Below are 26,999 nucleotides of genomic sequence, written 5' to 3'. Positions count from 1 at the left end.
CTGCCAAGACCGAGATTAACGTCAGGACCTCTCACCTAAATCGATTTCTTGCCCAAATTTTGAAAGTTGGGCAATCGTGCCACGCTGGGGCTGGCGCTTATTAGGCCGCTGGCGGCGAACATTCACCGCAGAAGCGTCGATCATATGTTTGATATGAGCTGCGTAAAATTTCTCAATCATCTCCACGCTGGTGCGACAGTTTTTGGCAACCTGATAAATATCGGCCCCCTCCATCAATCGCATGGAGATATAGGTATGCCGAAGGCTATAGGCCGTCCGCGCATTACCCTCCCGATCACTTTTCATGTCCAATTCGCTCAAAATCTTGTTCCAAAGCTCCCGGTGCCGGTAGGGAAACAATCGTTCCGTTGATTCGGGTTTCCGGCTTCCATGCACCATGTCCGCGCCGTTATTTACAGGCCCATGGTGTCGCCGCCCCTCTTCCTCGAGAGGCCGCAATCGGTCACGCAATCGTTCAAACGGCACGACAGCGCCGGGCATACTTTTGCAATACCCAACCCCTCGTTTACCGCGAACGCTGATTTCAAGAATTGTCTCACCAGACCGCGCATCCTTGACGATCTCGACATCCCGGAACTCGAGGCGCCATGCTTCATCAGGGCGCAGGCCGGTGTTGACCATGAAGAGGACAAAATCATGCATCTGTTCACACGCCCATCGCCAACGCGGCTTGGGCGGGGTTGCTGCCCGCTCCCTGGTGGCAGTATAAAGCCGTTTATATTCGTCTGGTGAGAACCAGGCCCGGTGGGATATCTTTCCAGAGCTCTTATAGGGTGCGGCAAGATCCGGAACATACGTCAGCCAGCCATGGCGCGCCGCCGATTTCAACACCAGGCGTAGCGTCACAATTTCCTGGTGCATCGTGCTCCGCGAGGGGCGCATTGGTTCGCCAGTTTTGGCATTGATGCGCGACGTTGCCCGATGAATCCTGTAGTCCTGCACCAATCCCGGTGTAATTGCTGACAGCACTTTATCGCCGAAGAACGGCTCCAAATGGACCCGAAGCCGATTCCAATGGTCTTTTACATACTCAGGATTGCGCTCCCCCGCAGTGAGGGCCTCATATTCCTTGCGAAACTGCGCGGCGGCAAATTTGAAAGTCTTGCCTTGCGGCAGGTCTCCGGTCCGCGCCTTGCTTTTTAACCCCAGATACCAGTCCTCGGCGATGTCCTTGGCTTGGGCAAACCCCTCTTCTTTTGTGCTGATTCGAAAATTTCGCCCCTTGAGGTAGGTCGAGCACTGCCAAAAGCGGCTGTCGTCCCGCTTATAAACGTGAAGCTTTCCGCCGAAAAACTCATGATGCGCTGCCATGGCGACACTCCAACCGCCAAGTCCCAACACGGATGTGAAAATTTGTGCAAGACCTGTGCAAAATCAGTCTTGACGCAGAATATGTTCTATATAGCTGAAAAACCACGAAATTATTTGTAATTTTTAGGGCCAGAACCGGATTTTGAGTCCGGCGCGTCTACCAGTTCCACCACGCCCGCTGGCCGTAGCCGTGTGTAAGGGAGGCGCCGCACGAAATCAACCGGGGCGGGGTTGCATCCGGTTTCGGCTTTGGCTATAGCCCCCGTCACCAACCGTTCCCGAATAGCTCAGTTGGTAGAGCAAGCGACTGTTAATCGCTCGGTCGTAGGTTCGAGTCCTACTTCGGGAGCCATCTTTCCTTTTAAATCCTAGATCTTATCAGACTGGACGCCGCGCAATAGCGCCGCGGCCATCACTGGCCATGAGCGCGCATCGCCTGCCGCCGCCACGTCGCCCCCCGCCGCGAGCCGGGCCGTGAGGCCGCGCAGGCCTGCCGCGATGGCGCCGGGCTCAGGCGCGCAGAGATGCGCGTGATCCAGCCCCGCGAGCTGCTCGGGCAGGCCACCAACCGCGGTGGCCAGCACATGCCGCCCCGCCGCGATCGCCAGCGCCGCCACGCCGGATTGGCTGGCCTCGCGGTAGGGCAACACCAGCGCGTCGGCCCAGGCGAGCAGGCCGGGAAGCTCCGCATCGTCGAACCAGCGGTTTTCCACCGTCACGCCGGGCATGCGCCGCAGCCGTGACAAGGCCGGACTCTCCGGCCCCTCGCCGCAGATGCGCAGGTCGAAATTTCGCGCTGGCCCCAGCAGATCGAGCGAATCGGCCAGCAGATCCAGCCCCTTATAAGGCAGCAGCCGGCCGAAATAGAGCATATGCGGCCGCACCCGCTTCGTGATGGGGGGCACGGGGCCGACCTCCACTGGCGGGTGCCAAAGCGTGACGATCCGTTCCACCCCCTGCCCCCGCAGCGCCGATTCGACATGACCGCTGAGGCAGATCACATGCCGCGCGCCGCGCAGCAGCGTTTGTTGAGCAACCATGCGAAAGGAGAGCGAATCGCCGGGATGCGCCGCCGCATCATGCACCACGACGGCATAGGGAATGCGTAGCGCCACCAGCCCCGCGCGCATGCGCGAATCGAGGAGCGCGGGCATGCCGCAAATCGCGAGATCAGGGCTGAGCGCGCGCAAATACCCGATCGTGCGCGCGCGCAGCAGCGGCGAGAGCGCGCGCTGCGCCATATAGCCGAGGGCGCTCTCATAAGTTGGCTCCGCCCAGGCGCAGGGCGGTGGCGCGGGGCCGCGTAGGATATCCGCCCCCGCCGCCAGAGACAGCGCCACATGCTGCCCCGGCTGCTCCGCCAGGGCCGATGCCAGCCGCGCGGTGAAGAGCGGCCCCGCGCCCCGCCGCCCCCAATGCCAGAGCAGCAGCCTCATGCGACACCCGCTTCCGCCAGCGCCGCCAGCAACGGGCCAGCGCCGAGTTTGCTCCGTGCGTAATCACGCCCCGCCGCGCCCATCGCGCCCCTGAGCGCCGGATCATCGGCCAAACGGCGCAACCAGGCGGCGGCCTCCTCAACCTCCGGCTCGGCCCATAGCGCGCCCGGCACGGCGAACACGCCGCGCTCATCCTGGGCCGGGATGAGCCGGTAGGAGACCAGCGCCGACACCTCGGGCGCCATGAACGCCATATTGCCAGACCAGCCCGTGGCCACCACCGGCCGCCCGAGCAGCATGGCGGTGGCGGGAACCAGACCGAACCCCTCGGAGCGGTGCAGCGACAGGATGACATCGCTGGCCGCGATCAGCCCGTGCAGTTCGGGCAGGGCGATGGTGCCGGTGAGCAGGCGGATATTGGGGGCGTCCCCCATGGCGGCGCGGATACGGCGCAGATCCTCGGGGAAGGCCTCGGTATGCGACAGCTTGAGCACCAGCAGATGCGCCGGACTGGCGCCGAACGCGGCCTTGAAGGCGGCGATGGCGGCAAGCGGGTTTTTGCGGGTGAAGGAGGAGGCGAGGTTGAAGATGGTGGTGACGATAAAAGCGTCTTCAGGCAGGCCGAAGCTGGCGCGGGTGCCGGAGACGGGGAGTTCCACCTCGGCCAGCGGGAACGGCACCGCCCTCACCCGCCCTGGCAACAGCGGCGCCAGCGCCTCCGCCGCGAAGGGGGACGGCGCCCAAATCTCATGCACGAATTTAGCCCCCTGCGCCCAGCTGGATGGCACGCGCGGCAACTCCCAGGCCCAAAAGCCGATCACCCGCCGCCCCGCCAGCGCATCGCGCGGCAGGCGCAGTAAGGCCACGGGCAGATGCGGCGCGTTGACCACCGCCAGCAGCGCGGTGCCGGGCGGCAGCGTGGCCGGGCGCATCGCCACCACCCCAGGCAGACCAAGCGGCAGCAGCCCGCGGGCCAGCCCGCGCGCGGCGAGCACGCGATGCATGATGCGCGCGCTCTCGCCCAGCCCGTTCTCGGTCTCCACCTCGCCCGCGACGATCACGCCATCACTGCGCGCGGGCGGCGCCGCGGCCGGGCGCGGCGCGGCGATGGCGGCGAGATTGGTGAGCGCGGCGCGGCGGAACCCGCGCGGCAGCACCCGCCATAATTTGTGGCCCAACCCAGTCATTAACCAAAGGTTGCGCCAGAAGCGGGGCTGCCCGTCAAGCCGGGCCGATGGCGGTTCCCCGGGGTTGACAATATTGGCGCACATAGGGGGCGAAGGCCTCCTGCAGCGCGGAGCGGCTCAGCTGGAAGCTCTCCAGCCGGTAGGGCGCGTGTTTGCCATAGCCACCACGCGGGCGGGCCGTGCATTGGCGGGCCATCGCCTCCCGTGCCGGGCCGCTCAGCGTCAGTCCGAAATGCGCGTAGATCCGGTCGATCGCGGCCAGCGGATCGGCCACTAACTCTTCATAATGCAGATGCAGCTTGCGCGCGGGCGCGACATCAGCGCGCTGGTCGAAGGCGACGAGCAGATTCGCCCCCTGCGTCCAGCGCTCGGAGACCTGCGTGCCGATCTCGGCCGGATCGATGTTTTTGAGGAAGGGTTTACGCAACACCTCGGTGAGATGCGCGACCGAGCCGATCACCGCGATTGGGTCGCGATGCACGATGACAAAGCGCGCATCGGGATAGGCCGCCAGAATGGCGTCGAGCGTGAAGGTGTGGTCAGGGCATTTCAGCACCCAGCGCCCGGGCTGGCCGTTTTGCAAAAATTGCAGGAAACGCTTGTGAAACGCGAAGGCATCCTGATGCCCGTGCGCCTCCAGCCAATGGAAATAGCTCGGCACGCGATGCGTTGAATCGAAGCGCAGGCTCTGGAACACATGGGAGGTGATCTCACTGCATTCCTGCGGGCTGTCGGCGGTGATGGGGTGTATCTCCTGAAACCCAGGCGCCATTCCCGCGAATAGTTGTAATTGCCGGTCCACTACCCTTACCCGCCTATCCTGCGCCGGGTTGAAATCCACCGGGCGCGGACCGGGGAACATCGTCTGCCAGTTGCGCGGCACCAGGCTTGCGGGGTCCTCGGCCATCAGGCCATGCAAAAAGGTCGTGCCCGAGCGCGGCAACCCGAGAATGAACACGGGTGCTGCAATCGCCGCCGCCGCCAGAGCCGGGTTGGCGCGATGCGCGTCCTCGATCTTTTGCGCGTTACGCAACAGGCGGATCATGTCCCAGCGCAGCGAAAGCTTGCCGAAGAGCGACAATTCCGACTCCGCCTCGATCGACGCGATCAGCCGCGCCAGCGCCTCGCGCGCCGAGGCGTCTGGGGATGCGCCGGAAGCCGCGATCAGCGCTTGCGGCGCAATCGAGGGCAACAGCGCGTCAGGCACGATCTTGTCGGCAACACGGAACGACTCCGCCATCAGCCGGGCGAGTGACGCCACGTTAGAGCGTCCCGCGCTGGATCAGCTCGATCTTGTATCCGTCCGGATCTTCAACGAAGGCGATCACCGTGGTGCCGAACTTCACCGGCCCCGGCTCGCGCGTGATCTTGGCGCCCGCGGCGCGGAGTTGCTCACAGGTCGCGTAAACATCCGGAACGCCGATGGCGAGATGGCCGAAGGCGGTTCCGATATCGTAGTGGTCGACACCGTAATTATAAGTCAGTTCGAGCACGGTATGGCTATCCTCGGCACCGTAGCCGAGGAAGGACAGTGTGTATTTGCCATCCGGCACATCGCGCCGGCGCAACTCGCGCATACCCAACAGGCCGGTATAGAAGGCCACGCTGCGCTCAAGATCGCCAACGCGCAGCATGGTGTGCAGATACGAATAGGTGCTCATAGAACAGACTCCTTGTCCCATCCTATTTAAGGATGAACGCCGAGAAGAAAAATCCCCTCTTCGTCAGCCGAGGTAATCGTTAACAGCTTATCTGCCAGAATCGTACCGCCCGCCTCAAAGGCGATGCCCCGCAGCCCTGCCTGCCGCGCATGGCGGATCGTCGCTGGGCCTATGGTGGGTAAATCGGCGCGGCGCTCCTGCCCTGGCTTGGCCAGCTTCACCAGCACTCCGGCCGGGCCGGGCCGGGTGACGGCGGGGATGCGGGCCAGCATGGCGTCGGTGCCCTCCACGGTTTCCACCGCCAGCACGATGCCCTGCTGCACCACGCAGGCCTGGCCGATATCGGCGGCGCCGATCAGCTTCAGCACCTCAACGCCGCGGGCGATGTCGGCCATGGCGGCGGCGTCCGGCGTGGTGGTGGTGAGCAGCCCTTCCGGCGCGAGCGCGTCGCTCATGATCTCATGCGCGCCGAGAATACGGAACCCCTCATCGGACAGCACCTGCACGATGGCCGCGAGCAGGCCGTCATCGCCCTTGAACGCCGCCTTGCCGACGCGCGCGAGCAGCCGCGCCCCCTCGGCATCGGGCCGGAGCGAGAGGAAGGAGGGGCGTTTCACCGGGCCGATCATCACCAGATCGCCGCAGCCTTCGTCGCGGAAGGCGCGGATCATGGCGCCGACCGCGCCAAGGCGGAAGAATTTATGCGGAAACGGGCGCAGCACCTCGCCCTCGGCGAAGCCGTCGATGCCCGCGATGAACACCTCCCGCCCCGCCGCCCGCGCGGCCGCCGCCACCTGGCCGGGCAGCTTGCCGCCGCCGGCGATGATCCCCAGCCGGGTGCTCACTCAGCCCTCGTCATCCCCCGCGCCAGCGACATTGGTGAGAATGCCGTGCTTGGACGGGGTGGCGATGAAGGCGAGAATCTCCTGCACATAGGCGTCGCCCGCATAGGTCTCGCGCACCTGGGCGACGCGCTCGGCGAACACGCCGGGGCCTGTGAACAGGAATTTATAGGCGGCGTTGATGGCCTGCACCTGCGCCTTATCCAGCCCGCGGCGGCGCAGGCCGATCAGGTTCAGCCCCAGCAGCTCGGCGCGGGTGCCGAACACGCGGGCATAGGGGATGACATCGCGCGTCACCCCGGTCAGCCCCCCGATCATGGCCCCGGCGCCGATGCGCACGAATTGCAGCGCCGCGGCATTGCCGCCGATCACCGCGCGGTCACCGATCTCGACATGTCCGCCGAGCGCGACATTGTTGGAGATGATGACGCCATCGCCCAGCACGCAATCATGCGCGACATGCACGGTGGCCATCAGCAGGCAATCGGCGCCGATCCGGGTGATGCCGGTGCCGGTGACGGTGCCGCGATGGATCGAGGCGTGTTCGCGGATCTGGGTGCGCGGGCCGATCACGGTCTCGGTCTCCTCGCCCTTGTATTTCAGGTCCTGCGGCTCCAGCCCCACGGTACAGAAGGGGAACAGCTTTACGCCCGCCCCCAGCTGGGTGCGGCCATCGACAGCGACATGCGAGACCAGGGTGACGCCATCATCCAGCACCACCTTGGGCCCGATTGTGCAAAACGGACCGATCTTCACGCCCTGCCCCAGCTCGGCGCCAGATGCGACGATGGCGGTGGGGTGGATTTCAGTCTGCGCCATGATGTGCCTTGTCTCCGATGGCTCGCTGCGGCCTCCACCACCCGCTCTACGCGGCGGCCGGGAGATGGCCAAGTCAATCATTATTTCCGAATATTGCTTCAGAAGTCTCTGATTGTGAAACTTAAACGGGCTTCACTTGATCCATGATCATGGCCGTGATGGAGGCCTCGGCCACGATCACGCCATCGACCCGCGCAACGCCCTGGAAACGCCAGACCTGCCCGCGGCGGCGGTCCTTGGTCAGGGTCAGGCGCAGCGTGTCGCCCGGCGTGACTGGCTTGCGGAACTTCGCGTTTTCGATGGACATGAAATACACCACCGGAATCCCGGCCTCAGGGCCGAGGGTGGAAATCACCAGCCCGGCGGCGGTCTGCGCCATGCTCTCCACAATGAGCACGCCCGGCATCACCGGATGGCCGGGGAAATGCCCCTGGAAGAACGGCTCGTTCATGCTCACGTTTTTGATGCCGACCGCGGAATGATCCTTACGCACGTCCACGATCCGGTCCACCAGCAGGAACGGATAGCGGTGCGGGATCATGGTCAGGATCTGCTTGGTCTCGATCAGCGGCACATCCACGGGCGGCAGTTGCGCCTCAGTCACGTCGGTCATCGTTCAGTTCCCTGTTTTCGGTCCTTTGCGCGCATTCTGCGCGAGTTTACGCAAGGTCAGCACCTCACGGAAAAAAGCCTTGGCGTTCTGCGCCGGGGCGCCCAACACTTCCTCGCCCGCGGGCACATCCTGCATCACGCCCGATTGCGCGCCGATGCGCGCCCCGGCGCCGATGTTGAGATGCCCGGTCAGCCCGGCTTGCGCCGCGATCATCGCCCCTGGCCCGATATGGGTGGAGCCGGACACACCCGCCTGCGCCACGATCACCGCGCCCGCGCCGATATGCACGTTATGGCCGAGCTGCACGAGGTTATCGATATGCACCATCGGGCCGATCACGGTGTCCTGCGCGGAGCCGCGGTCGATGGTGGTGTTGGCGCCGATCTCCGCGCCATCGCCGATGAGTACGCGCCCGAGCTGGGGCACCGGAGTAAAGCCGGTCTTGGAAATGGCGAAGCCGAACCCGTCCTGCCCGATGCGAGCGCCGGGATAGATGACCACCCGCGCCCCCAGCACGGCGTGCGACAGCGTGACCTGCGGGTGGATGCGGCAATCCGGCCCGACGATAACCCCCGGCCCGATATAAGCCAGCGCGCCGATGCTGGTGCGCGCGCCGATTTCAGCCCCCGCCGCGATGACCGCGCCGGGGCCGATCTCGGCGGTCGGATCGACAATGGCGGTGGGGTCGATGATGGCGCTGGGATGGCGGCCCGGCACGGCCTCGGGGAATGGGTAAAACAGCGCCGAAACCTTGGCCCAGCCGACATAAGGCTCGGGCGTGACCAGGGCCTCGCAGCCTTCGGGCACCTTGGCGGCGTAGTCGGGATGCAGGATCACAGCCCCCGCCTTGGTGGCGGGCAGCAAATCGGCATAGCGGCGGTTGTCGAGAAAGCTGACATCCTCCGGCCCGGCGCTCTGCAGCGGCGCCACGCCGTGGATCAGCCGCGCGGGCGCCGCTGTCTGGGTGCCCAGCAGAGCCGCGATCTCGCCCAGGCTATGCGGCCCGGTGCGCCGGAAAAACCTTGCGTCACCGGGTTTGGCGCTCTCCTGCATGGGGCTTATTGGCCGTCGCCCTGGTCGGGCGGGTTCACCGCCATGCCGGGGGTGACAACGGAGGGCGGCACCTTCACGCTCGGCAGCAGCTTGTTCAGCTCGGCCGTCGCTTCGTCGGTGATGTCAAACGCGGCGACATTGAGCGCCACCTGCTCGCGGTGCAAGATCAGGTTCATGCCATGCGCCTGCGCCTCCTGGCGGATGATGGCGATCAGCTCGGCCTCGATCTGGCCCAGAGCCTCCTGGCCAGCATTCTGGATGGCCTGGTTCTTCTCCTGGAACTTGGTCTGGGTGGCGGCGATCTCGTCGCGCAGGGCCTGCTCCTTAGCCTCAAGCTGAGAGTCGGAAATCTTGCCCTGCTGGGCCAGAATGGCCTTCTGCTCGGCCTCGATCTTGGTGCGCGCGGTTTGGGCTTCCTGCCCCAGCGCGGCTTGGCGCTTCTGGACCTCGGCCTGCACGCCCTGGGCGGCGGTGGATTTCTGCAATACTTCCGGCACCGAGATCACGCCGATCACGGCGGTGGGCGGGGCCTGCTCGGCCGGCAGCGCGGGCAGGTTCGGCACTTGCGGCTGCGCCGGCTGGGCCGGGGCCTGCGCGGCGGGCGCCGGGGCCTGCGGCTTCGGCGCGGGGGCGCTCTGCTGCGCGGTGGGCGGCATGAAATAGCCCGAGGACTGGGCATAGGCCGCCGGGGCGAAGCCGAAGGTCAGGAACGGCAGGACGACGGAATAGCGGGAGAAACGTGACACTGAGGACCTCGTGACAAATAAAGTTAGAACTGCGTCCCGAACGAGACGCGGAATTGCTGAACCTGATCGCCCCGGTGTTTGACCACGGGCTGGGCGAGCGACAGGTTGATCAGGCCGAATGGCGTGTTCCAGGAGACACCCACGCCCGCGCCCACGCGCGGGGCCGTGCTGTCAATGAGCGCTGACCCATTGAGGGGACGCGCGCCCCAGAGCGACCCGGCATCGACGAAGGCAAAGCCGGAGATGCCGAGATCAGGCGAGACCGGCAGCGGGAAATGCATTTCGGCCGAGGTCGTCCACAAATAGCGTCCGCCGATCTGGCCACCAGAGTTGGAACCAGCCTGCGGCACCACATACGGGCCGACACCGCCATCGGCGAAGCCGCGCAGATTATCACCACCCAGGAAGAAACGGTCTTCGATCTTGTCGTGATAGCCCGCCACATCGATGAGGTCACCGCCGGTGGCGGAGAGCTTCATCACCCAGGCCTTGCTGCCGAACACATGCTCCAGCGGGATGTAGTAGGAGACATCCGGGCTCAGGCGGATATATTTGGCGTCACCCCCGGCACCGGCAAAATCGGTGGTCAGGTTGAGCAGCAGGCCAGAGGTCGGGTTCTGGTCGTCATCGACATAGTCGAAGCTCAGCGTCTGGCTGACCTGCGACAGCGTGGAGACGCCCTTCTCGTTCAGGATGTAGATATTGGTGCTGCTGGCGGCGGGGATGTTGTAAATATCGCGCTGGCTGATCGTGTAGGTGAAGCTCTGCCGCACATGGTCGTTGAAGCGGTAACCGGCGCGCAGATCGGCGCCGATATTGCTCTCGGAGTAGGAGTAGGACTGCCCCGACGAGGTGTAGGAGTTGGTGACCGTGCGGAAGATGTCGAACCCGGCAATCAGGTTGCGGTCGAGGAAATACGGGTCGGTGACACCGATATTGATCTGCGTGCCGCGCTGGGCCAGCAGGGCGTTGATCGAGGCGTTGATGCCGGTGCCGAGGAAGTTGTTCTGGCTCAGCCCGGTGTTGAGCAGCGCGCCGAGGCTGGAGGAATAGCCGCCGCCCAGCGAGAACTGGCCGGTGGCTTGCTCGGTGACATGGGTGTTGAGCACCACTTGCTGCGGGGTCGAGCCAGCGCTGGTGGTGATATTCTCATCCTTGAAGAAGCCGAGATTCTTCAGATGCTGGGTGGAGGCGTCGATCTTGCTCTGGTTATAGGCGTCGCCCTCAGCCACGGTCAGCTCGCGGCGGATCACCTTGTCCTCGGTGCGCGTGTTGCCGGTGATGTCGATGCGCTGGATGTAGACGCGCGGGCCGTTGACCACGTTGAGCTTGATCGTCAGCGTCTTGCTCTTGGGGTCGGTCTCCACGTCCGGATTAACCTGGGCAAAGGCGTAGCCGAGGTCGAGCGCGCGCTTGTTCAGCGCGTCGATGCCTTCCTGCAAGGCATCCCCATCGAACCAGTCCCCCGCCGAGATCGGCACCAGCCCGCGCAGCTCTTTGTCGGTGAGGTTGTTGATGCCCGAGGTGACAGTGACGGAAGCGACCTTGTAACGCGGGCCTTCGGACACGTCGTAGGTCAGATAGAACGACTTGCCATCCGGGCTGAGATTGGCGTTGGCGCTGAGGATCTGGAAATCCGCATAGCCCTTGTGCAGGTAAAATTTGTGCAGGAGATACTCGTCGTACTGCACGCGGTCGGAATTATATTGATCGGCGCTGGAGAGGAAACGCCACCAGGCCGATTCGCGGCTGGAGACGACATCGCGCAGCGTGCCTTGGCTGAAATGGTCGTTGCCGATGAAGGAGATGCGGCTGATCGAGGTGGCCCCGCCATCGGTGCAGTTGAACACCACGTTCACGCGGTTGTCGGGCAGCTCGATGATCTTGGGTGTGACGGTGGCGTTATAATGCCCCTTCTTGGCGTAGAGCGCGAGAATCGCCCCGCGGTCGGCCTCGGCCGCCTGGGGGGTGAACACCGAGCGCGGCTTCAGGCTGATCGCGGCCTGGGCATCCTTTTCCGTCACGGCTTTATTGCCCGAAAACAGCACCTGGTCCACGGTCGGGTTCTCGACCACGTTCACGTCGAGCGTGTTGCCGTTGCGGGTGATGTTCACGGTCTTGAACAGCCCGGTGGCATACAGGGTCTTCAGCGAATCATTGATGCGCTGCGGGTCGAACGGATCACCCACCTGCACCACCATGTAGGCGGTGATGGTCGAGCTATCGATGCGGTGATTGCCGGAGACATTGATGGCCTGCACAACCCCGCCGGCGGGGATGGCGGCAGGAGCCTGCTGCGCATACGCCACACCATGCGGGCCGGGGGCGATCAGCGCCGGCAGCAGACAGACGGAAGCCAGAAGGACGGAGCGCGGCTTAAGCAATCGATATCTCCCAAACCAATTCAGGGCCCCGGCGCGGCGGGACTCATCCGCCTCGGGCTTTGGCACGCGAAGCGCCGCCGGGCAAGGTGCGCCCCGGGGCTTCGCCGCGCTTTCCCTACAGCAAATGCGTAAGCCAGGCGATGGCCCCGAGCCGGGTGAGGTCATTAAAGGTGACGAACAGCACCAGGGTGAGGATGAGCAGCGCGCCGAAGCGCAGCGCCGCCTCGCGCACCGCCGCCGAGAGCGGGCGGCGCAGCACCGCCTCCAGCGCGTAGGCGACGAGATATCCGCCATCGAGGATCGGAATCGGGATCAGATTGGCGAGGCCGAGATTAATCGAGATGATGGCGACGAGATTGACGAAGGCGATGATGCCCAGCGCCGCCGCCTGCCCGGTGATCTGCAAAATGCCCAACGGCCCGGCGAGGTCGCTAAGCCCCTGGTGATGCACCACAAGCTGCCCCAGCATGCCGACCCAGCCGCGGATTTGCGCTGCCGTCTCACCCGCCGCGGCGGCGATGGCGGCGGGCGGGGTAAAGCGCTGCACCGCCGAATCCTTACCGACCACGCCCAGCCGCCCGGCGGTCTCGCCATCGGCCGAAACCTCGCCAAGCTGCACGGGGGTGGTGAACACGGCGGTGCCGCGCTGGATGGTGAAATCCAGCACCGTATCCGGGTTTTCGACGATGATGGATTGCAGCGTGCCGAAATCGCCCACCTTCGTGCCGCCGATATCCAGCACCCGGTCGCCCGGCTGCAGATGCGCGGCGGCGGCTGGCGAGTTGGGCAAAATCTCGGAAAGCACGGGCTGGGTGACGACGCGCCCGACCGTCATGTAAAGCCCGGCGAACAGCACGAAAGCCAGCACCAGATTGGCCAGCGGCCCGGCCGCCACGATCACGGCCCGCGAGGCAAGCGGTGCGGCAGCGAAGGAGCCGGGGGTTTTCAGCGTTTTATCGTCCTGCCCGCCCCAGCCCTGCATGCGCACATAGCCGCCCAGCGGCAGCGCGCTCACTTGCCAGACGGTGCCCGAGCGCGCCGTCCATTTCAGCAGCGCCGGGCCGAAGCCGATCGAGAACACCTCGACCGTCACCCCCTGGCTGCGCGCGGCGAGATAATGGCCCAGCTCATGCACAAAAATCAGCACGCCGAGATCGACGGCAAAGGCGAGGCCGGTGCGGAGAATGTCCCACATCGGCTCAGGCCGCCCGGGCGCCGCAGAGGGTGCGGGCAGCCCTGCGGGTCTCGGTATCCAGCGCCAGCACGGCGGCGAGATCATCCACCGCCGGGGCGCCAAGCTGGCCCATCACCGTTTCCACGATGCGGGCGATGTCGAGGAAGCCGATCCGGCGGTCGAGGAACGCCGCCACCGCGACCTCGTTGGCCGCGTTCAGCACCGTCGGCGCGCCGTGCCCGGCGCGCAGCGCCTCGCGCGCCAGGCGCAGGGCGGGGAAGCGGGTTTCGTCCGGGGCGAAGAATTCCAGCTTCGCCGCCGCCACCAGATCGAGCCGCGGCGCCTGCGTGCCGATGCGCGCCGGCCAAGCCAAAGCGTGGGCAATGGGCACGCGCATGTCGGGTGAGCCGAGCTGCGCCAGCACCGAGCCATCGGCGTAGCAGACCATACCGTGGATGATGGATTGCGGATGCACCAGCACGTCGATCTGCTCCGACGGCAGATCGAACAGCCGCGCGGCCTCGATCACCTCCAGCCCCTTATTGAACATGGTGGCGGAATCGATGGAGATCTTCGCGCCCATCGACCAGACCGGGTGGCGCAGCGCGGCTTCGCGGGTGATGCCGCGCATCTCCTCCAGCGAGTGGTTGCGGAACGGCCCGCCCGAGGCGGTGAGCACGATCTTGTCGATGGCCTTGGAATTGCCATCAGCCATGGCCTGGAAGATGGCGTTGTGCTCGGAATCAACCGGCAGCAGCGTGGCCTTGGCGTCATGCACCGCGCGCAGGAAGATATCGCCGGCCGAGACCAGCGCCTCCTTGTTGGCGAAGGCGATGGTGCCGCCATGCTTCACCGCCGCGAGGGTTGGCTCCAGCCCGGCGACCCCGGTGATCGCGGCCATGGTCCAGTCCACCTCGCGCCCGGCGGCTTCGATCACCGCCTCGCGCCCGCCGGCGCAAGCCAGCCCGGTGCCGGCCAGCGCCTCGCGCAGCGCGGGCAGCAGAGCTTCATCGGCGATCACGGTCAGCTCCGGGCGGAACTGTTTGGCCTGTGCCGCCAGCAGCGGCACGTTGCGCCCGCCGATCAGCGCGCAAACGGCGTAGGCCTCCGGGTTTTCTGCCACAAGATCAAGCGTTTGCGTACCGACGCTGCCCGTTGACCCGAGGATTGTCAGCCGCTTTACGCCCATAATGGCATGCCTCCCTGTACATAAACCGCCAGCAACGCCGCCACCGGCGCCGCCGTGAGAAACCCATCCAGCCGGTCAAACAGCCCGCCATGGCCGGGGATCGTCTGGCCGGAATCCTTGACCCCCAGTTTGCGCTTGATCGCGCTTTCCAGCAAATCGCCGCCCTGGGCACACAGGCTCAACAGCAGCCCGGCGGCAAAGGCGCGGCCCGGCGACATGGCGAGATACGCGGCCAACCCCGCCCCCGCGGCGGCGCCGATCAGCAGCCCGCCAACGGAGCCGCTCCAGGTCTTGCCCGGCGAGATGCGCGGCGCCAGCTTTGGCCCACCAAGCAGCCGCCCGACCAGATAGGCGCCGATATCGGTGCCCCAGACCACGAGTACGAGAAACACAGTGTCCGCCAGCCCGGCACCCGGGCGCAGGCGCAGCCAGAGCAGGCACAGCCCGCCAATGGCAGCATAGGGCACGCCCAGCGCGGCGAATCGGCTGCGATAGAACCAGCCAATGAGTACCGCCACCCAGAGCGTGCTGAGCACGCCCGCTTCCAGGCTGAAGGCCACGCCGGCCGCCCAGAGCAGCGCCATCGCCGCGGTTAGCGCCAACGGCCGGGCGCGCCCGGCCAAGCGGCCCCATTCCCAGCCCAGTCCGGCCATCGCCACCAGCAGCAACGCGCGCCAGGCCCAGCCGCCCTCCCACACGCAGGCCAGCGCCAGCGGCCCCAGCGCCAGCGCCGAGGCTGTGCGCAGGGCGAGATCGGACCAGCGGCCACCCGCCGCCCTGGCCGCCATCTCAGGCAGGGCGCGCGCCAAAGCGCCGCTCCCTGCTGCCGTATTCCGCCAGCGCGGCGGCAAGATCATCGGCGGTGAAATCGGGCCATAGGACCGGGGTGAAAACCATCTCGGCATAAGCCAGCTGCCAGAGCAGGAAATTGGAGATCCGCTGCTCGCCCGAGGTTCGGATTAGCAGATCGGGGTCGGGGATGCCGGCCGTGGAGAGGAAGCCGGCAAACACATCCTCGCTCAACGCCTCCGGCGCCAGCCCGGCCTGCATCGCCCGGCGCGCCGCCGTCACGATATCCGCCCGGCCACCATAGGAGAGCGCCATCACCAGGGTCAGGCGCGAATTATTGGCCGTGCGCGCCTCGGCGGCTGCCAACTCGCCAGCGAGATTGGGGCCGAAGCGCTCGCGCTCGCCGATCACCTTGAGCCGCACGCCCTGGGCATGCATCTCGGCCAGCTCGGCGCGCACGTAATGTTTGAGCAGGAAGGTCAGGTCGGTGACTTCCTCGGCCGGGCGGCGCCAGTTCTCGGAAGAAAACGCGAACAGGGTGAGGTATTCGACACCCTGGTCGATCGCCGCCTCGATGGTGCGGCGCACGGCCTTCGCGCCCTCCCGGTGCCCGGCGGCGCGCGGCAGGCCACGCGCGGCGGCCCAGCGGCCGTTACCGTCCATGATGACGGCGACGTGCCTCGGCCCGGGAAGAGATGAGGACCCAGCCATCAGACCTGGCGGATGTCCTTTTCCTTCTCGGCGAACATATCGTCGATGCGCTTGATGTAGCCGTCGGTCAGCTTCTGCACCTCGTCGGCGTGGTTGCGCTCCTCGTCCTCGGAGATCTCCGACTTCTTGAGCGCGGCCTTGAGCTGCTCCATGCCGTCGCGGCGCACGCCGCGCACGGCGATGCGCGCGCCCTCGGCGTATTTATTGGCGGCTTTCACCAGCTCGATGCGGCGCTCCTCGGTGAGCACGGGCAGCGGCACGCGGATGAGCTGGCCATCGGGCTGCGGGTTCAGGCCCAGCCCGCAATCGCGGATCGCGGCGACCACGGAATTAACCATCGAACGGTCCCAGACCTGCACGGTGATCATGCGCGCCTCGGGCACCGCGACGGTGCCGACCTGGTTGATCGGCATCATCTGGCCGTAGCATTCCACCTTCACCGGCTCCAGCAGCGCCGGGCTGGCGCGCCCGGTGCGCAGGCCGCCGAATTCGCGCTTCAGCGCGTCGAGCGCGCCGTCCATGCGGCGGGTGAGATCGGATTTGATGTCAGCGAAATCAGCCATTGTTCTTGGTCCTCAAGCCTGCGGTTCCGTGATCCGGGTGAAATTGCCCTGGCCGCGCATAACGGCGGCGAACGCCCCCGGCGCATGGATGTTGAAAACGATGATCGGCAGATGATTCTCGCGCGAGAGCGAAATGGCGGAGGCGTCCATCACGTTCAGGTCGCGCGCCAGCACGTCGAGATAGGTCAGCTCTTCATAGCGCTTGGCATTGGCCACCTTGCGCGGGTCGGCGGAATACACGCCGTCCACCTGCGTGCCCTTGAGCATGGCGTCGCAATTCATCTCGGCGGCGCGCAGCGCGGCGGCGGTGTCGGTGGTGAAAAACGGATTGCCGGTGCCGGCGGCGAAGATCACCACCCTGCCCTTTTCCATGTGGCGCTCGGCGCGGCGGCGGATATAAGGCTCGCACACCGACGACATCGGGATCGCCGATTGCACGCGGGTCGGCACCTCCAGCTTTTCCAGCGCGCTCTGCATGGCCAGCGCGTTCATCACCGTGGCCAGCATGCCCATGTAGTCGGCCTGCGCACGGTCCATGCCCGCCGCGGCCCCGGCCACGCCGCGGAAGATGTTGCCGCCGCCGATCACCAGGCAGACCTCGACGCCCATGGCCACGACGTCACGCACATCCTGCGCGATGCCGCTCACAGTGTCGGTGTCCAGCCCGTAATCGCGGTTACCCATCAGGGCCTCGCCGGAAACCTTCAGCAGCACGCGCTTGTAAAGAGGACTTGGAGTCATGGCCTCGCTCATACAGTTGTTGGCAGGCGATTCACAGCCCGGCGCGGGGGTGACCGCATACAAAGGGCGGCCCCGGCGCAATGCCCGAGCCGCCCCGGTTTAGCCTAGTTGGAAAGCGGGTTAAACCCCGGCGGCGGCCGCCACTTCCGCCGCGAAGTCCGAGACTTCCTTCTCGATGCCCTCGCCCAGGGTGAAGCGCACGAAGCGGGTGATGTCGGCGCCGGCCTTCTTCGCCACGTCCTTCACCTTGCTCTCGCCGTCATGCACCCAGGTCTGCTCCAGCAGCACCACGTCCTCGTAGTACTTCTTCACGCGGCCCTCGACCATCTTCTCGATGATGGCTTCCGGCTTGCCGGAGGCGCGGGCCTGCTCGGAGAGCACGTTCTTCTCGCGCTCCAGCGCGGCCGGGTCCACTTCGGCGACGGACAGCGCGTCCGGGCGGGTGGCGGCGACATGCATGCCGATCTGGCGGGCGAGTTGCTCATCGGCGCCGGTCAGGCCGACAATCACGCCGATCTTGCCCAGGCCCGGCTTCAGCGCGCCGTGGATGTAAGCGCCGACCACGGGGGCGGTGATCACGGCCACGCGGCGCACATTCATGTTCTCGCCAATGGTGGCGACGAGGTTCACAGCCTCTTCGGCCACGGTGCGGCCGGTGCCGGGATAGGCGGCGGCCTTCAGGGCCTCCACATCCTCACCCACGTCGAGCGCGAGCTTGGCGACGGTCTCGACATAGTTCTGGAACGCCTCGTTGCGGGCCACGAAGTCGGTCTCGGAATTCACCTCGACCACGGCGGCCTTGCCGTTGCCCAGGGCAACGCCGACCAACCCCTCGGCAGCGACGCGGCCGGACTTCTTGGCGGCGGCGGCGAGGCCCTTCTTACGCAGCCAGTCGATCGCGGCTTCCTTGTCGCCATTGGCCTCGGTCAGGGCCTTCTTGCAGTCCATCATGCCGGCGCCGGTCAGTTCGCGCAGTTCTTTCACCAGGGCAGCGGTAATTTCAGCCATGTTCTCGCTCCTTTATGCGTTAGCGCGCGAAGGCATTCGCCCCCGCGCGCGACATTCAGTTGAGTCAGCCGGGCGCAAGCGGGCGCCCGGAGGGTCTTAGGCCTGGGCCTCGGCGTCCGGCGCGGCATCCAGCACCGGCTCGGCGGCGGCGCCCAGATCGACGCCCGCGGCGCCCAGCTCGGCGGAGATGCCGTCCAGCACCGCCGCGGCGACCAGGTCGCAATACAGGGTGATGGCGCGGATCGCGTCGTCATTGCCCGGAATCGGGAAAGTCACGCCAGAGGGGTCGGAGTTGGAGTCCAGAATGGCGATGACCGGGATGCCCAGCTTGTTGGCTTCCTCGACCGCCAGCTTCTCCTTGTTGGTGTCGATCACGAACAGGATGTCCGGCAGGCCGCCCATATCCTTGATGCCGCCCAGGGCGCGCTCCAGCTTCTCGCGGTCGCGCGTGAAGTTCAGGATTTCCTTCTTGGAGTAGCCGTGGGTCTCGCCGGTCAGCATCTCATCCATCTGGCGCAGGCGCTTGATGGAGCCGGTGATGGTCTTCCAGTTGGTCAGCATGCCGCCGAGCCAGCGGTGATTCACATAATACTGGCCGCAGCGCTGCGCGGCCTCGGCCACGTAATCAGCGGCGGCGCGCTTGGTGCCGACGAACAGCACGCGGCCACCGGCGGCGGTCACGTCGCGCACCTGCTTCAGGGCGCGTTCCAGCAGGGGAACGGTCTGCTGCAGGTCGATGATGTGGACCTGGTTGCGCACGCCGAACAGATACGGCGCCATGCGCGGGTTCCAGCGGCGGGTGTTGTGGCCAAAATGCGCACCGGCTTCGAGCAGCTGGCGCAGGGAAACGTCGGGGAGTGCCATGGGCAACCTCTTTCCTTAATCAGATCCGGTTCTATCCTCCGCGGGGGAAGCGCCATATGGCACCGGACCTTTAGGCATATGCCCGGAAAGGCCCCCGCGTGTGAATTTGCCCGCACCATGCGGGCACGGGCGCATATGGCGCAAAACGCGCGCCAAGACAAGGCGCCAACGAAAAAGGGCGGCCAAAATGGCCGCCCCTCTCCGCGCCAAGCCTGAACGGCTTAGAACTTGTAACCCACGCCGAAGCCGACCACGGTGGGGTCGAGCCCGGTCATCGCATGCAGCTTGCCATGGCCGAGGCGAGCGGCGACCGGCAGGATCATCTGCTTCACATCCACGTTCGCAGTCCAGTTGCCGGCCAGCGGCACGTCGAAACCGGCGTCGAAAGACGGGCCGATGGCGGTGCGCAGGCCGAGCTTTTCATTGGCTTGAGCCAACGCGGCGCTGCTGCTGACGCCATAGAAGAAGGCCACGGTCACGCCCACGCCGACATAGGGACGGACGATGCCGATCTGCGGGAAGTGCCACTGCGCCGTCAGGGTCGGCGGCAGCACCCAGGCGGAGCCCAGCGTGATATTGGTGCCGCCAGCGCCTGCGGTGATGGTGTGGCGGCTGGTCGCGGCGATCAGCTGCACCGACAAATTCGGCGTGAAGAAATAGGAGGCATCCAGCTCCGGCGACACGCCAGTGGTGACGCCCAGCTTCAGCGGGGTGCCGGTGACATGGCTGTCGACATTCTCAGGAATCACGCCGATCAGGCTGAGGTGGGCCAGGATGTCGCCAGACTGATAGCCGGTCGGGCCGGAGAACAGGTTGTAGCTCTGCGCCAGCGCCGGGGTGAAGGCGGTGGCCGAGAGCAGAGCGGCCGCAGCGAGCGTGCGGAAAGAGGACTTCATTATTCAAGCTCCCGTATTTGGTGAACGGGACCGGGATAGGCCTCAGGCCCTGCCTCAATCTTTGATCTATAACAAATTTTCAGAGCAACCCGCAGGAACTTTGCAGGCGGCATGAACATGTTGCAATTTCGCAACATAACATTCATTTTCTGCGCATCTTTAGGCACAAACAAAAACCGGGCCTTTGCGGGGCCCGGCTTGTCGCTTTGTCGGCTATGGCGGCTGGGTCAGGCCAGCAAAGGGCCCCAGGACGGATCGGAGCCATAGGTCGGGGTATCGACCACCTGCTCGTTGAAACCGTCGATGCCGATGGTGACAAGGCGCGAATCGTGCCCCGATGCGGTCGGGTTCTGGCGGTCGAACATGATCACGCGGCCATTCGGGCAGAAGGTCGAGCACTCGACCAGGAAGCCCTGGGTGAGGATGCGCTCGCCCGTGCCGTCCGGCGCCATCACGCCGATGGAGAAGCCGCCCGAGCCCCAGAAGGTATAGGTGATCAGATCGCCGCGCGGCGACCAGCAGGGTTCGGCATAACGCCCAGGGCCGAAGGAGATGCGCTTCACGCCCGAGCCATCGGCATTCATCACGAAAAGCTGCTGGTTGCCGTCGCGGTCGGAGTTGAACACGATCTGCGAGCCATCGGGCGAGTAGCAGGGGGTGACGTTGATCGAGGAGGTGTCCGTCAGCGCCGTCATGCCGCCGCCCGAGAGGTCGACGCGCACGATCTGCGAACCGCCATTGCGCGAGACCGACATCAGCAGCGAATTGCCATCCGGCGAAAAGCGCGGGCCAATGGTCATGTCGCCAAAAGCGCCGACCAGCCGGGTGGAGCCGGTTTGCAGGTCGAACAGATAAACCCGCGGATTGTTGCCCTGGAAGGAGACGAAGGCGAGCTGCTGGCGGGCCGGGTTGTATTGCGGCGAAATCGCCATCGAGGAGCCATCGGTCAGGAACTGGTTGTTCGCGCCGTCGTAATCCATGATCGCAAGGCGGCGGATCGGGCTCGTGGTGGTGCCGGTCTCGGAGATATAGGCAACACGGGAGTCGAAATACCCCTTCTCGCCGATCATCTGCTGATACACCGAGTCGGCGATGATGTGCGCGATGCGGCGCCAGTTATCGGCGGTGGTGGTGTAGGCGGTGCCCTGGAGCTGCTGTTGCTGCTGCACGTTCCACAGCCGGAATTCGACGCGCAGCTGCCCGCCGCCCGCATCGGTCACCGAGCCGGTGACCAGCCCCTGCGCGCCCAGGATCGACCAGTTCTGCCAGACAGGGGTGCCGTTATTCACCGAGTTCGGCACGAAGCTGGACGGGTCGAGCGCCCGGAACAGGCCGGAATGGTTGAGGTCGCTGCTGATCACGTTGGTGATCTGCGCGCCGGTGTCGGAGCCGCCGTCAAACGGGGCGATGGCGATGGGGATTGGCTGGTTCTGCGCCCCGCTCACATTGATCGCCGGGCCGCCACCCGATGCATCGCCGCCTGCGGGCGCGGCCGGAGCGGGCGCCGGAGTGGCCCCGCCACCAAGCATGCTCTGCGCGAAGGCGGAGGGACCGGCGAGCGTCGCGGCTCCGGTGCCCAGCATCCGGCGGCGGGAAAAGCGCGGCAATATCAAACGCGTCATCTCTAAACCTCTCACGGCGTGAAATGGAACAGGAAGGTCTGGTTCTGGCCCAGCATGTAGGAGGGCAGCGGCAGGGTGGCGCACTGGTAGTTCATTACCGCGTCGATGGCGCGGTTCGCATAAGCATTGAAATACGGATCGCTCATCTTGCCCTGATCCTGCGGCGCCACCACGGCCTGGCGCACCGTGCCCGAGGGGTCGGTGGTGACCAGCAGCATCACGCTGAACCCGGCCAGGCCCGGCGCGCCGGCATCCACGCTCCAGCAGGGGCGGACATGGTTACCGATGGCATCGCGGTCAGCCCCGGAAAGCCCGGAATTGGCCGTGCTGTTGGGGCTGCCGCCGCCATTGGGGGCACCGCCCGCATCGGGGTTATAGACATGCGTGGGCGGCTGCGTCTGCTTCTGCAGCGCCTGCAGCTTCATCAGCGTGTTCAGCACGTTTTGGCTTAGCGGCGCGGGGGTTTTCACCACGTGCTGCTGATGCGTCGGGCTCTGGGCCGGGGCCGGGGGCTGCTTCGCGGGCGGCTGCTTCTGCGGCGGCTGCTGCACTGTGCTCGTCTGCTTCTGCGGCGGGCGCGGCGGCGGTGGCGGCGTGGGAATCGCCTGCGGGCTTGGGGCCGGTGGTGGCGGCGGCGCCTCAAGCGGCTGCGGCTTCGGCTGGTTCACCGCCAAAGGCCCCTGATGCGGCACGGGCGTGTTGGCCGGCGCCGGCACCTTGCCTTTGTTAAAGGCTTCCTGGGGCATGGTGGGGCCGACCAAGTCCACATCCACATCCTCGCTGGCCGTGGTGTTCAGCGGCTGCAGCGGCAGCGCCACGATCGCCGCGATGATGATGGCGGCGTGGACGAGTGCGGATATGGTTGCGCCGCGGCGCAGATCCCGATCCAAATTCCTGCTCCCCTGCCCGGCTTACTTGCCGGCGCCGGTCGGTTGCGCGAGCAGCGCCACTTTCGTGAAGCCGCCCTGGGTGATGGTCGCCATAACTTGCAGCATGTCGCCGTAGGACACATCCTTGTCGCCGCGCACGAAGATGCGCTGATCAGGATTGTTCTGCGCCGCCTGCTGCAGCGTGGCGACCAGATTGCTCAGCTCCACCTGCGTGTTCTGCAGGAAGATCTGGTCCTGCGCGTTCACGGTGATGGTGATGGGTTTGGCATCGGCCTGGGCGGGCTTGGCGTTGGCCTGCGGCAGATTCACGTTCACCGAGGAGGTGATCATCGGCGCCGTGACCATGAAGATGATCAGCAGCACCAGCATCACGTCCACCAGCGGGGTGACGTTGATCTCCGCCATCGGGCGGTAGCGCTTCTTGCCGTTGCCCGGCCCCATCAGCCCGCCAGCCATTTACTTATGCTCCTCGGTCTGGCGCGAGAGGATGGCGGCGAACTCGGTGCCGAATCCCTCCAGCCGGGAGGCGAAGCGGGCCAGATCATTGGACAGCTTGTTGTAAGCCAGCACCGCCGGAATGGCGGCGACCAGACCAATGGCGGTGGCAAACAGCGCCTCGGCGATGCCCGGCGCGACCACCGCGAGATCGGTGTTGTGCATGGCGGCGATGGCCGAGAAGGAGTGCATGATGCCCCAGACCGTGCCGAACAGACCGATGAACGGGGCCGTCGCGCCGATCGAGGCGAGGAAGATCATGAAGCGCTCCAGCCGGTCCATCTCGCGCATGATGGTTACACCCATGGCGCGGTCCACGCGCTCCTTCACGCCGGTCTTGCCGATCTCGGTGCCGGCGATGCGCGCGGTGCGCTTCCACTCGCTCATCGCCGCGCCAAACACGGCGGCCATCGGGTTGGTCGGGTCAGTGCCCTCGCGCTCATATAACGTGTCCAGGCTGCCGCCGGACCAGAACTCGTCTTCAAACGTGTTCGCCTCGCGGTTGATGCGGCGCAGGGTCATCACCTTCTCGATGATGATCGTCCACACCCACACGCTCGCGAAGAGCAGCACCAGCATCACCAGCTTCACCACCACATCGGCCTGGAGGAACAGGCCGAGCAGCGACAGATTCGCCGCCGAAGGCGCGGCCATCGCCGCCTGAGTCACCGTTTGGTCCAATGTCTTTCCCCAGTTAGATTTTCAGCCGCTGCGCCCAGTCGCGCGGAATGCGCGTGGCCCGGCCATCCGAGACACGCGCGCAACCCAGCGCGAGATCAAGCACGGCGAGCGAGTCGCTGTCGCGCAGGAATTTTTGACGAAGCGTTACCGTCGCCCCGCCAATTTCCATAAATTCGGTCTCCACGCGCACCACCTCATCGATCCTCGCGGGCCGCTGATAGTGCAAATTGACGCGATGCACCACAAACATCACGCCGTATTGGGCAACCATTTCCGCATGCGGGGCCCCCATCTCGCGCAACGCCTCGGTGCGCGCGCGCTCGGCGATCGCCAGATAATTGGCGTGGTACACGATGCCGCCGGCGTCGGTGTCCTGATAATAGATGCGGGTCTCGTAGCTATAGGTCATTCAGGCGGCAGTAGTTCCAGCTGATCGGGGCGATTCTGTGGCGGGGCCAGCCCTAAATGCCGCCAGCCGGCATCGCCCAGCATCCGCCCGCGCGAGGTGCGCAGCAGCAGCCCTTCCTGAATCAGATAAGGCTCGACCACATCCTCCAGCGTGTCCCGGGCTTCCGCCAGGGCGGCGGCCAGTGTCTCCACCCCCACCGGACCGCCGCCATGATGCTCGGCCAGACGGCGCAGATAGCGGATATCCATGGCGTCCAGGCCCTTATGGTCGACATCGAGCCGCGTCAGCGCGGCATCGGCCATGGCGCGGGTAATCTCGCCGCCTCCGGCCACGGCCGCGAAATCGCGTACCCGGCGGGTGAGTCGCCCAGCCACGCGTGGCGTGCCGCGCGAGCGCTTCGCGATTTCATGCGCGCCTTCATAAGAGAGTTCCATGCCCAGCTTCTGCGCCAGGCGGATGACGATGCCGGTGAGCTCGTCAGCCGTGTAGAACACCAGCCGCAGCGGAATGCCGAAACGGTCGCGCAGCGGCGTGGCCAGCAGCCCGGCGCGGGTGGTCGCGCCGACCAGCGTGAAGGGCGGCAGATCGATGCGCACCGTGCGCGCGCCCGGCCCTTCGCCGATGATCAGGTCGAGCTGGAAATCCTCCATCGCCGGGTAGAGAATTTCCTCGATCGCCGGTTGCAGGCGGTGGATTTCGTCGATGAACAACACGTCGCGCGGCTGCAAATTGGTGAGGATCGCCGCGAGATCACCGCTTTTCTGGATCACCGGGCCGGAGGTGGCACGGAACCCCACCCCCAGCTCACGCGCCACGATCTGCGCCAGCGTGGTCTTGCCCAGACCGGGCGGGCCGTGCAGCAGCACATGGTCCAGTGCCTCGCCGCGGGCTTTGGCGGCCTGGATGAAGATCTTCAGGTTTTCGCGGCTGGCCTGCTGGCCGGTGAAATCATCCAGCGTTTGCGGGCGCAGGCTGGCCTCTGCCGCGTCATCGGCCAAGCGCTCGCCTGAGGTGAGTCGGTCGTCAGTGTTCATTTCGCCAGCGCCTTCAGCCCGGTGCGGATCAGCACGTCAAGCGCCGCCCCCTCGCCATGCGCGGCCACCGCCTTGGCCAAAGCCGCCTCGGCCTCGGCCCGGCGATACCCGAGATTGGTGAGCGCCGAGAGCGCGTCGGCCAAATCGCCTTCCGGGGTGGCGGCCACGGGCAAAGCCGCCGCGCCACCGCCGGGCATCGCCCCGGCCTTGTCGCGCAATTCGGTGACCAAACGCACCGCCAGCTTCGGCCCCACGCCCGGCGCGCGGGTGAGTGCCCCCTTATCCTGCGCGGCGATGGCGCCGATCAGCTGGTCGGGCGACAGCGCCGAGAGAATCCCCAGCGCGACCTTGGCCCCCACGCCCTGCACGGTGGTGAGCAGCCGGAACCATTCGCGCTCGGCGGCGGTGGCGAAGCCATAAAGCGAAATCGCGTCCTCGCGCACCTGGGTTTCGATCAGCAGCGTCGTCACCCCCTCTGGCAGGCCGCCCAGCGTGCGGCTGGAGCAGAACACCAGATAGCCGACGCCGTTGACGTCGATCACGCAGCGCCCCTCCTCGATGCTGTCCACAATGCCCCGCAGCCGCGCGATCATGCTGGTCGTCTCCATACATTCAGCGAGGCGCGGTGATGCGCGTGGCAAATCGCCACGGCCAGGGCGTCGGCGGCGTCGGCGCGCTTTTGCGCGGCGCCCGGCAGCAGGCGGCGGACCATCTGCCCCACCTGCTCCTTATCCGCGCCGCCCGTGCCCACCACCGCCATTTTCACCGTCTTGGCCCCATATTCAAACACCGGAATCCCGGCCCGCGCCGGGGCCAGCAGCGCCACGCCGCGGGCATAGCCCAGCTTCAGCGTGGCGGTGGCGTTGCGGTTGACATAGGTTTCCTCGACCGCCGCCTCGGCGGGGGCGTAGCGGACGAGGATCTCGGCCAGGGCATCATCCAGCATCTTCAGCCGCGACGGTACGTCATCCTCCGATTCGGTGGCGATCACCCCATCAGCGACATGGCGCAGCCGGTTGCCCTCGGCCTCCAGCACGCCCCAGCCGGTAAAGCGCAGGCCAGGGTCGATGCCAAGAAGCCGGATCAAGCGCTGAGCTTCGCCATCACGTCTTCCGCCACCTCGAAATTGGCGTAGACGTTCTGCACGTCGTCATCGTCTTCCAGCGTGTCGATCAGCTTGAGCAGCGCCGCGGCCTTGTCCTCGTCCAGCGCCACGGTGGTGTTGGGGCGCCACTCGATCCCCGCCTCGGCGGGCTCGCCAAATCTCTGCACCAGCGCGTCGCGCACGGCGAAGAAATTCTCGATCGTGGTCTGCACCTCGTGCCCGGTTTCGTCGCTCACCACCTCATCGGCGCCCGCCTCGATGGCGGCTTCCAGCATGGTGTCGGCATCGGCCACCGCGGCCGGGTAGCGCACCGCGCCGAGGCGGCTGAACATGAAGGAGACCGAATTGGTCTCGCCCAGCGCGCCGCCCGCCTTGTTGAAGGCCGCGCGCACCACCGAGGCGGTGCGGTTGCGGTTATCGGTGAGCGCCTCCACGATCACCGCGACGCCGGCCGGGCCGTAGCCCTCGTAGCGCACGGCCTCGTAATTCTCCTGCCCGCCAGCGCCCGAGGCTTTCTTGATCGCACGGTCGATGGCGTCGCGCGTCATGTTCTGCTTCAGCGCCGCGCCAATGGCGGCGCGCAGGCGCGGATTCGCCGCCGGGTCGGGTAACCCCTCCTTGGCGGAGACGGTGATTTCACGGATGAGTTTGGCAAAGATGCGGGCGCGCTTGGCGTCCTGCGCACCCTTGCGGTGCATGATGTTTTTGAATTGCGAATGTCCAGCCATGGCCCGGCTGTAGCATTTCTGCCCCCG

29 protein-coding genes and 1 tRNA gene are annotated in these 26,999 nt (G+C 65.9%); 1 reads left to right on the top strand and 29 read right to left on the bottom strand.

Annotated elements, in window-relative coordinates:
- Positions 1 to 21 precede the first annotated feature (21 nt).
- Positions 22 to 1,332: a site-specific integrase gene (locus LI953_RS00350; RefSeq protein WP_227073982.1), complete on the bottom strand. Its 1,311-nt coding sequence runs from the start codon at positions 1,330 to 1,332 to the stop codon at positions 22 to 24.
- A gap of 276 nt (positions 1,333 to 1,608) precedes the next feature.
- Between LI953_RS00350 and LI953_RS00345 the strand changes: the two genes are divergently transcribed.
- Positions 1,609 to 1,684 (top strand) — tRNA-Asn (locus LI953_RS00345).
- A 16-nt stretch (positions 1,685 to 1,700) separates the two neighbouring features.
- Here the strand turns inward: LI953_RS00345 and LI953_RS00340 are convergent.
- From LI953_RS00340 to LI953_RS00205, 28 genes are all read right to left on the bottom strand, one after another.
- The gene (locus tag LI953_RS00340) at positions 1,701 to 2,768 is read right to left on the bottom strand and encodes a glycosyltransferase (protein ID WP_227073981.1); all 1,068 of its coding nucleotides are present in this window, start codon (positions 2,766 to 2,768) and stop codon (positions 1,701 to 1,703) included.
- A complete protein-coding gene (locus LI953_RS00335; protein ID WP_227073980.1) occupies positions 2,765 to 3,955 on the bottom strand; it encodes a glycosyltransferase in 1,191 nt (396 codons plus the stop codon). Before LI953_RS00335 ends, LI953_RS00340 begins: the two co-directional genes overlap by 4 nt.
- A 34-nt stretch (positions 3,956 to 3,989) precedes the next feature.
- Positions 3,990 to 5,216 carry a sulfotransferase gene (locus LI953_RS00330; RefSeq protein ID WP_227073979.1) on the bottom strand — a complete coding sequence of 409 codons (1,227 nt, stop codon included), beginning with the start codon at positions 5,214 to 5,216 and terminating at the stop codon, positions 3,990 to 3,992.
- A 1-nt stretch (position 5,217) separates the two neighbouring features.
- Positions 5,218 to 5,616, bottom strand: a complete 399-nt coding sequence (gene gloA, locus LI953_RS00325) for a lactoylglutathione lyase (protein WP_227073978.1) — start codon at positions 5,614 to 5,616, stop codon at positions 5,218 to 5,220.
- A 26-nt stretch (positions 5,617 to 5,642) separates the two neighbouring features.
- Positions 5,643 to 6,461: a UDP-2,3-diacylglucosamine diphosphatase LpxI domain-containing protein gene (locus tag LI953_RS00320; protein ID WP_227073977.1), complete on the bottom strand. Its 819-nt coding sequence runs from the start codon at positions 6,459 to 6,461 to the stop codon at positions 5,643 to 5,645.
- Positions 6,462 to 7,277, bottom strand: a complete 816-nt coding sequence (gene lpxA, locus LI953_RS00315) for an acyl-ACP--UDP-N-acetylglucosamine O-acyltransferase (RefSeq protein ID WP_227073976.1) — start codon at positions 7,275 to 7,277, stop codon at positions 6,462 to 6,464.
- A gap of 121 nt (positions 7,278 to 7,398) precedes the next feature.
- On the bottom strand, positions 7,399 to 7,890 hold the full coding sequence (fabZ, locus tag LI953_RS00310; RefSeq protein WP_227073975.1) for a 3-hydroxyacyl-ACP dehydratase FabZ: 492 nt from the start codon (positions 7,888 to 7,890) through the stop codon (positions 7,399 to 7,401).
- A gap of 3 nt (positions 7,891 to 7,893) precedes the next feature.
- Positions 7,894 to 8,943 carry a UDP-3-O-(3-hydroxymyristoyl)glucosamine N-acyltransferase gene (gene lpxD, locus LI953_RS00305; RefSeq protein WP_227073974.1) on the bottom strand — a complete coding sequence of 350 codons (1,050 nt, stop codon included), beginning with the start codon at positions 8,941 to 8,943 and terminating at the stop codon, positions 7,894 to 7,896.
- A gap of 5 nt (positions 8,944 to 8,948) precedes the next feature.
- The gene (locus LI953_RS00300) at positions 8,949 to 9,689 is read right to left on the bottom strand and encodes an OmpH family outer membrane protein (RefSeq protein ID WP_227073973.1); all 741 of its coding nucleotides are present in this window, start codon (positions 9,687 to 9,689) and stop codon (positions 8,949 to 8,951) included.
- Positions 9,690 to 9,712: 23 nt separating this feature from the next.
- On the bottom strand, positions 9,713 to 12,073 hold the full coding sequence (bamA, locus tag LI953_RS00295; protein ID WP_227073972.1) for an outer membrane protein assembly factor BamA: 2,361 nt from the start codon (positions 12,071 to 12,073) through the stop codon (positions 9,713 to 9,715).
- A gap of 115 nt (positions 12,074 to 12,188) precedes the next feature.
- A complete protein-coding gene (rseP, locus tag LI953_RS00290) occupies positions 12,189 to 13,268 on the bottom strand; it encodes an RIP metalloprotease RseP (RefSeq protein ID WP_227073971.1) in 1,080 nt (359 codons plus the stop codon).
- Positions 13,269 to 13,272: 4 nt separating this feature from the next.
- Positions 13,273 to 14,436, bottom strand: coding sequence for a 1-deoxy-D-xylulose-5-phosphate reductoisomerase (locus LI953_RS00285; RefSeq protein ID WP_227073970.1), 1,164 nt, complete (start codon positions 14,434 to 14,436; stop codon positions 13,273 to 13,275).
- Entirely contained in the window at positions 14,427 to 15,224 is a 798-nt protein-coding gene (locus LI953_RS00280; RefSeq protein WP_370635725.1) for a phosphatidate cytidylyltransferase, read from the bottom strand. Before LI953_RS00280 ends, LI953_RS00285 begins: the two co-directional genes overlap by 10 nt.
- Position 15,225: 1 nt before the next feature.
- Complete coding sequence (gene uppS, locus LI953_RS00275; protein WP_227073968.1) at positions 15,226 to 15,936, bottom strand: polyprenyl diphosphate synthase; 711 nt, start codon at positions 15,934 to 15,936, stop codon at positions 15,226 to 15,228.
- Positions 15,936 to 16,499, bottom strand: a complete 564-nt coding sequence (gene frr, locus LI953_RS00270; protein ID WP_227073967.1) for a ribosome recycling factor — start codon at positions 16,497 to 16,499, stop codon at positions 15,936 to 15,938. The genes uppS and frr overlap by 1 nt, the downstream gene beginning before the upstream one ends.
- A 12-nt stretch (positions 16,500 to 16,511) precedes the next feature.
- Entirely contained in the window at positions 16,512 to 17,240 is a 729-nt protein-coding gene (gene pyrH / locus LI953_RS00265; RefSeq protein WP_227073966.1) for a UMP kinase, read from the bottom strand.
- A gap of 120 nt (positions 17,241 to 17,360) precedes the next feature.
- The gene (gene tsf, locus LI953_RS00260; RefSeq protein ID WP_227073965.1) at positions 17,361 to 18,248 is read right to left on the bottom strand and encodes a translation elongation factor Ts; all 888 of its coding nucleotides are present in this window, start codon (positions 18,246 to 18,248) and stop codon (positions 17,361 to 17,363) included.
- Between the two features lie 96 nt (positions 18,249 to 18,344).
- A complete protein-coding gene (gene rpsB, locus LI953_RS00255) occupies positions 18,345 to 19,112 on the bottom strand; it encodes a 30S ribosomal protein S2 (protein WP_227073964.1) in 768 nt (255 codons plus the stop codon).
- A 221-nt stretch (positions 19,113 to 19,333) separates the two neighbouring features.
- Positions 19,334 to 20,008 carry an OmpW family protein gene (locus LI953_RS00250; RefSeq protein ID WP_227073963.1) on the bottom strand — a complete coding sequence of 225 codons (675 nt, stop codon included), beginning with the start codon at positions 20,006 to 20,008 and terminating at the stop codon, positions 19,334 to 19,336.
- A gap of 227 nt (positions 20,009 to 20,235) precedes the next feature.
- On the bottom strand, positions 20,236 to 21,630 hold the full coding sequence (tolB, locus tag LI953_RS00245) for a Tol-Pal system beta propeller repeat protein TolB (protein WP_227073962.1): 1,395 nt from the start codon (positions 21,628 to 21,630) through the stop codon (positions 20,236 to 20,238).
- An 11-nt stretch (positions 21,631 to 21,641) separates the two neighbouring features.
- Entirely contained in the window at positions 21,642 to 22,520 is an 879-nt protein-coding gene (locus LI953_RS00240) for a hypothetical protein (RefSeq protein ID WP_227074227.1), read from the bottom strand.
- Positions 22,521 to 22,541: 21 nt separating this feature from the next.
- Complete coding sequence (gene tolR, locus LI953_RS00235) at positions 22,542 to 22,976, bottom strand: protein TolR (protein ID WP_227073961.1); 435 nt, start codon at positions 22,974 to 22,976, stop codon at positions 22,542 to 22,544.
- Positions 22,977 to 23,669: a protein TolQ gene (tolQ, locus tag LI953_RS00230; RefSeq protein ID WP_227074216.1), complete on the bottom strand. Its 693-nt coding sequence runs from the start codon at positions 23,667 to 23,669 to the stop codon at positions 22,977 to 22,979. It abuts the gene before it with no gap.
- Positions 23,670 to 23,709: 40 nt separating this feature from the next.
- Positions 23,710 to 24,105, bottom strand: a complete 396-nt coding sequence (locus LI953_RS00225; protein ID WP_227073960.1) for a YbgC/FadM family acyl-CoA thioesterase — start codon at positions 24,103 to 24,105, stop codon at positions 23,710 to 23,712.
- Entirely contained in the window at positions 24,102 to 25,139 is a 1,038-nt protein-coding gene (gene ruvB, locus LI953_RS00220) for a Holliday junction branch migration DNA helicase RuvB (protein WP_227073959.1), read from the bottom strand. The genes LI953_RS00225 and ruvB overlap by 4 nt, the downstream gene beginning before the upstream one ends.
- Positions 25,136 to 25,732 (bottom strand): Holliday junction branch migration protein RuvA, encoded by a 597-nt coding sequence (ruvA, locus tag LI953_RS00215; protein WP_227073958.1) that lies wholly within the window; start codon positions 25,730 to 25,732, stop codon positions 25,136 to 25,138. The genes ruvB and ruvA overlap by 4 nt, the downstream gene beginning before the upstream one ends.
- Positions 25,729 to 26,226, bottom strand: a complete 498-nt coding sequence (ruvC, locus tag LI953_RS00210; RefSeq protein WP_227073957.1) for a crossover junction endodeoxyribonuclease RuvC — start codon at positions 26,224 to 26,226, stop codon at positions 25,729 to 25,731. The genes ruvA and ruvC overlap by 4 nt, the downstream gene beginning before the upstream one ends.
- Positions 26,223 to 26,972: a YebC/PmpR family DNA-binding transcriptional regulator gene (locus LI953_RS00205; RefSeq protein ID WP_227073956.1), complete on the bottom strand. Its 750-nt coding sequence runs from the start codon at positions 26,970 to 26,972 to the stop codon at positions 26,223 to 26,225. Before LI953_RS00205 ends, ruvC begins: the two co-directional genes overlap by 4 nt.
- Between the last annotated feature and the right edge of the window lie 27 nt (positions 26,973 to 26,999).

This window comes from Acidocella sp. KAb 2-4 (genome assembly GCF_020567705.1).
Lineage (GTDB): Bacteria > Pseudomonadota > Alphaproteobacteria > Acetobacterales > Acetobacteraceae > Acidocella.
This window is presented reverse-complemented; position numbering and strand designations above follow the sequence as displayed.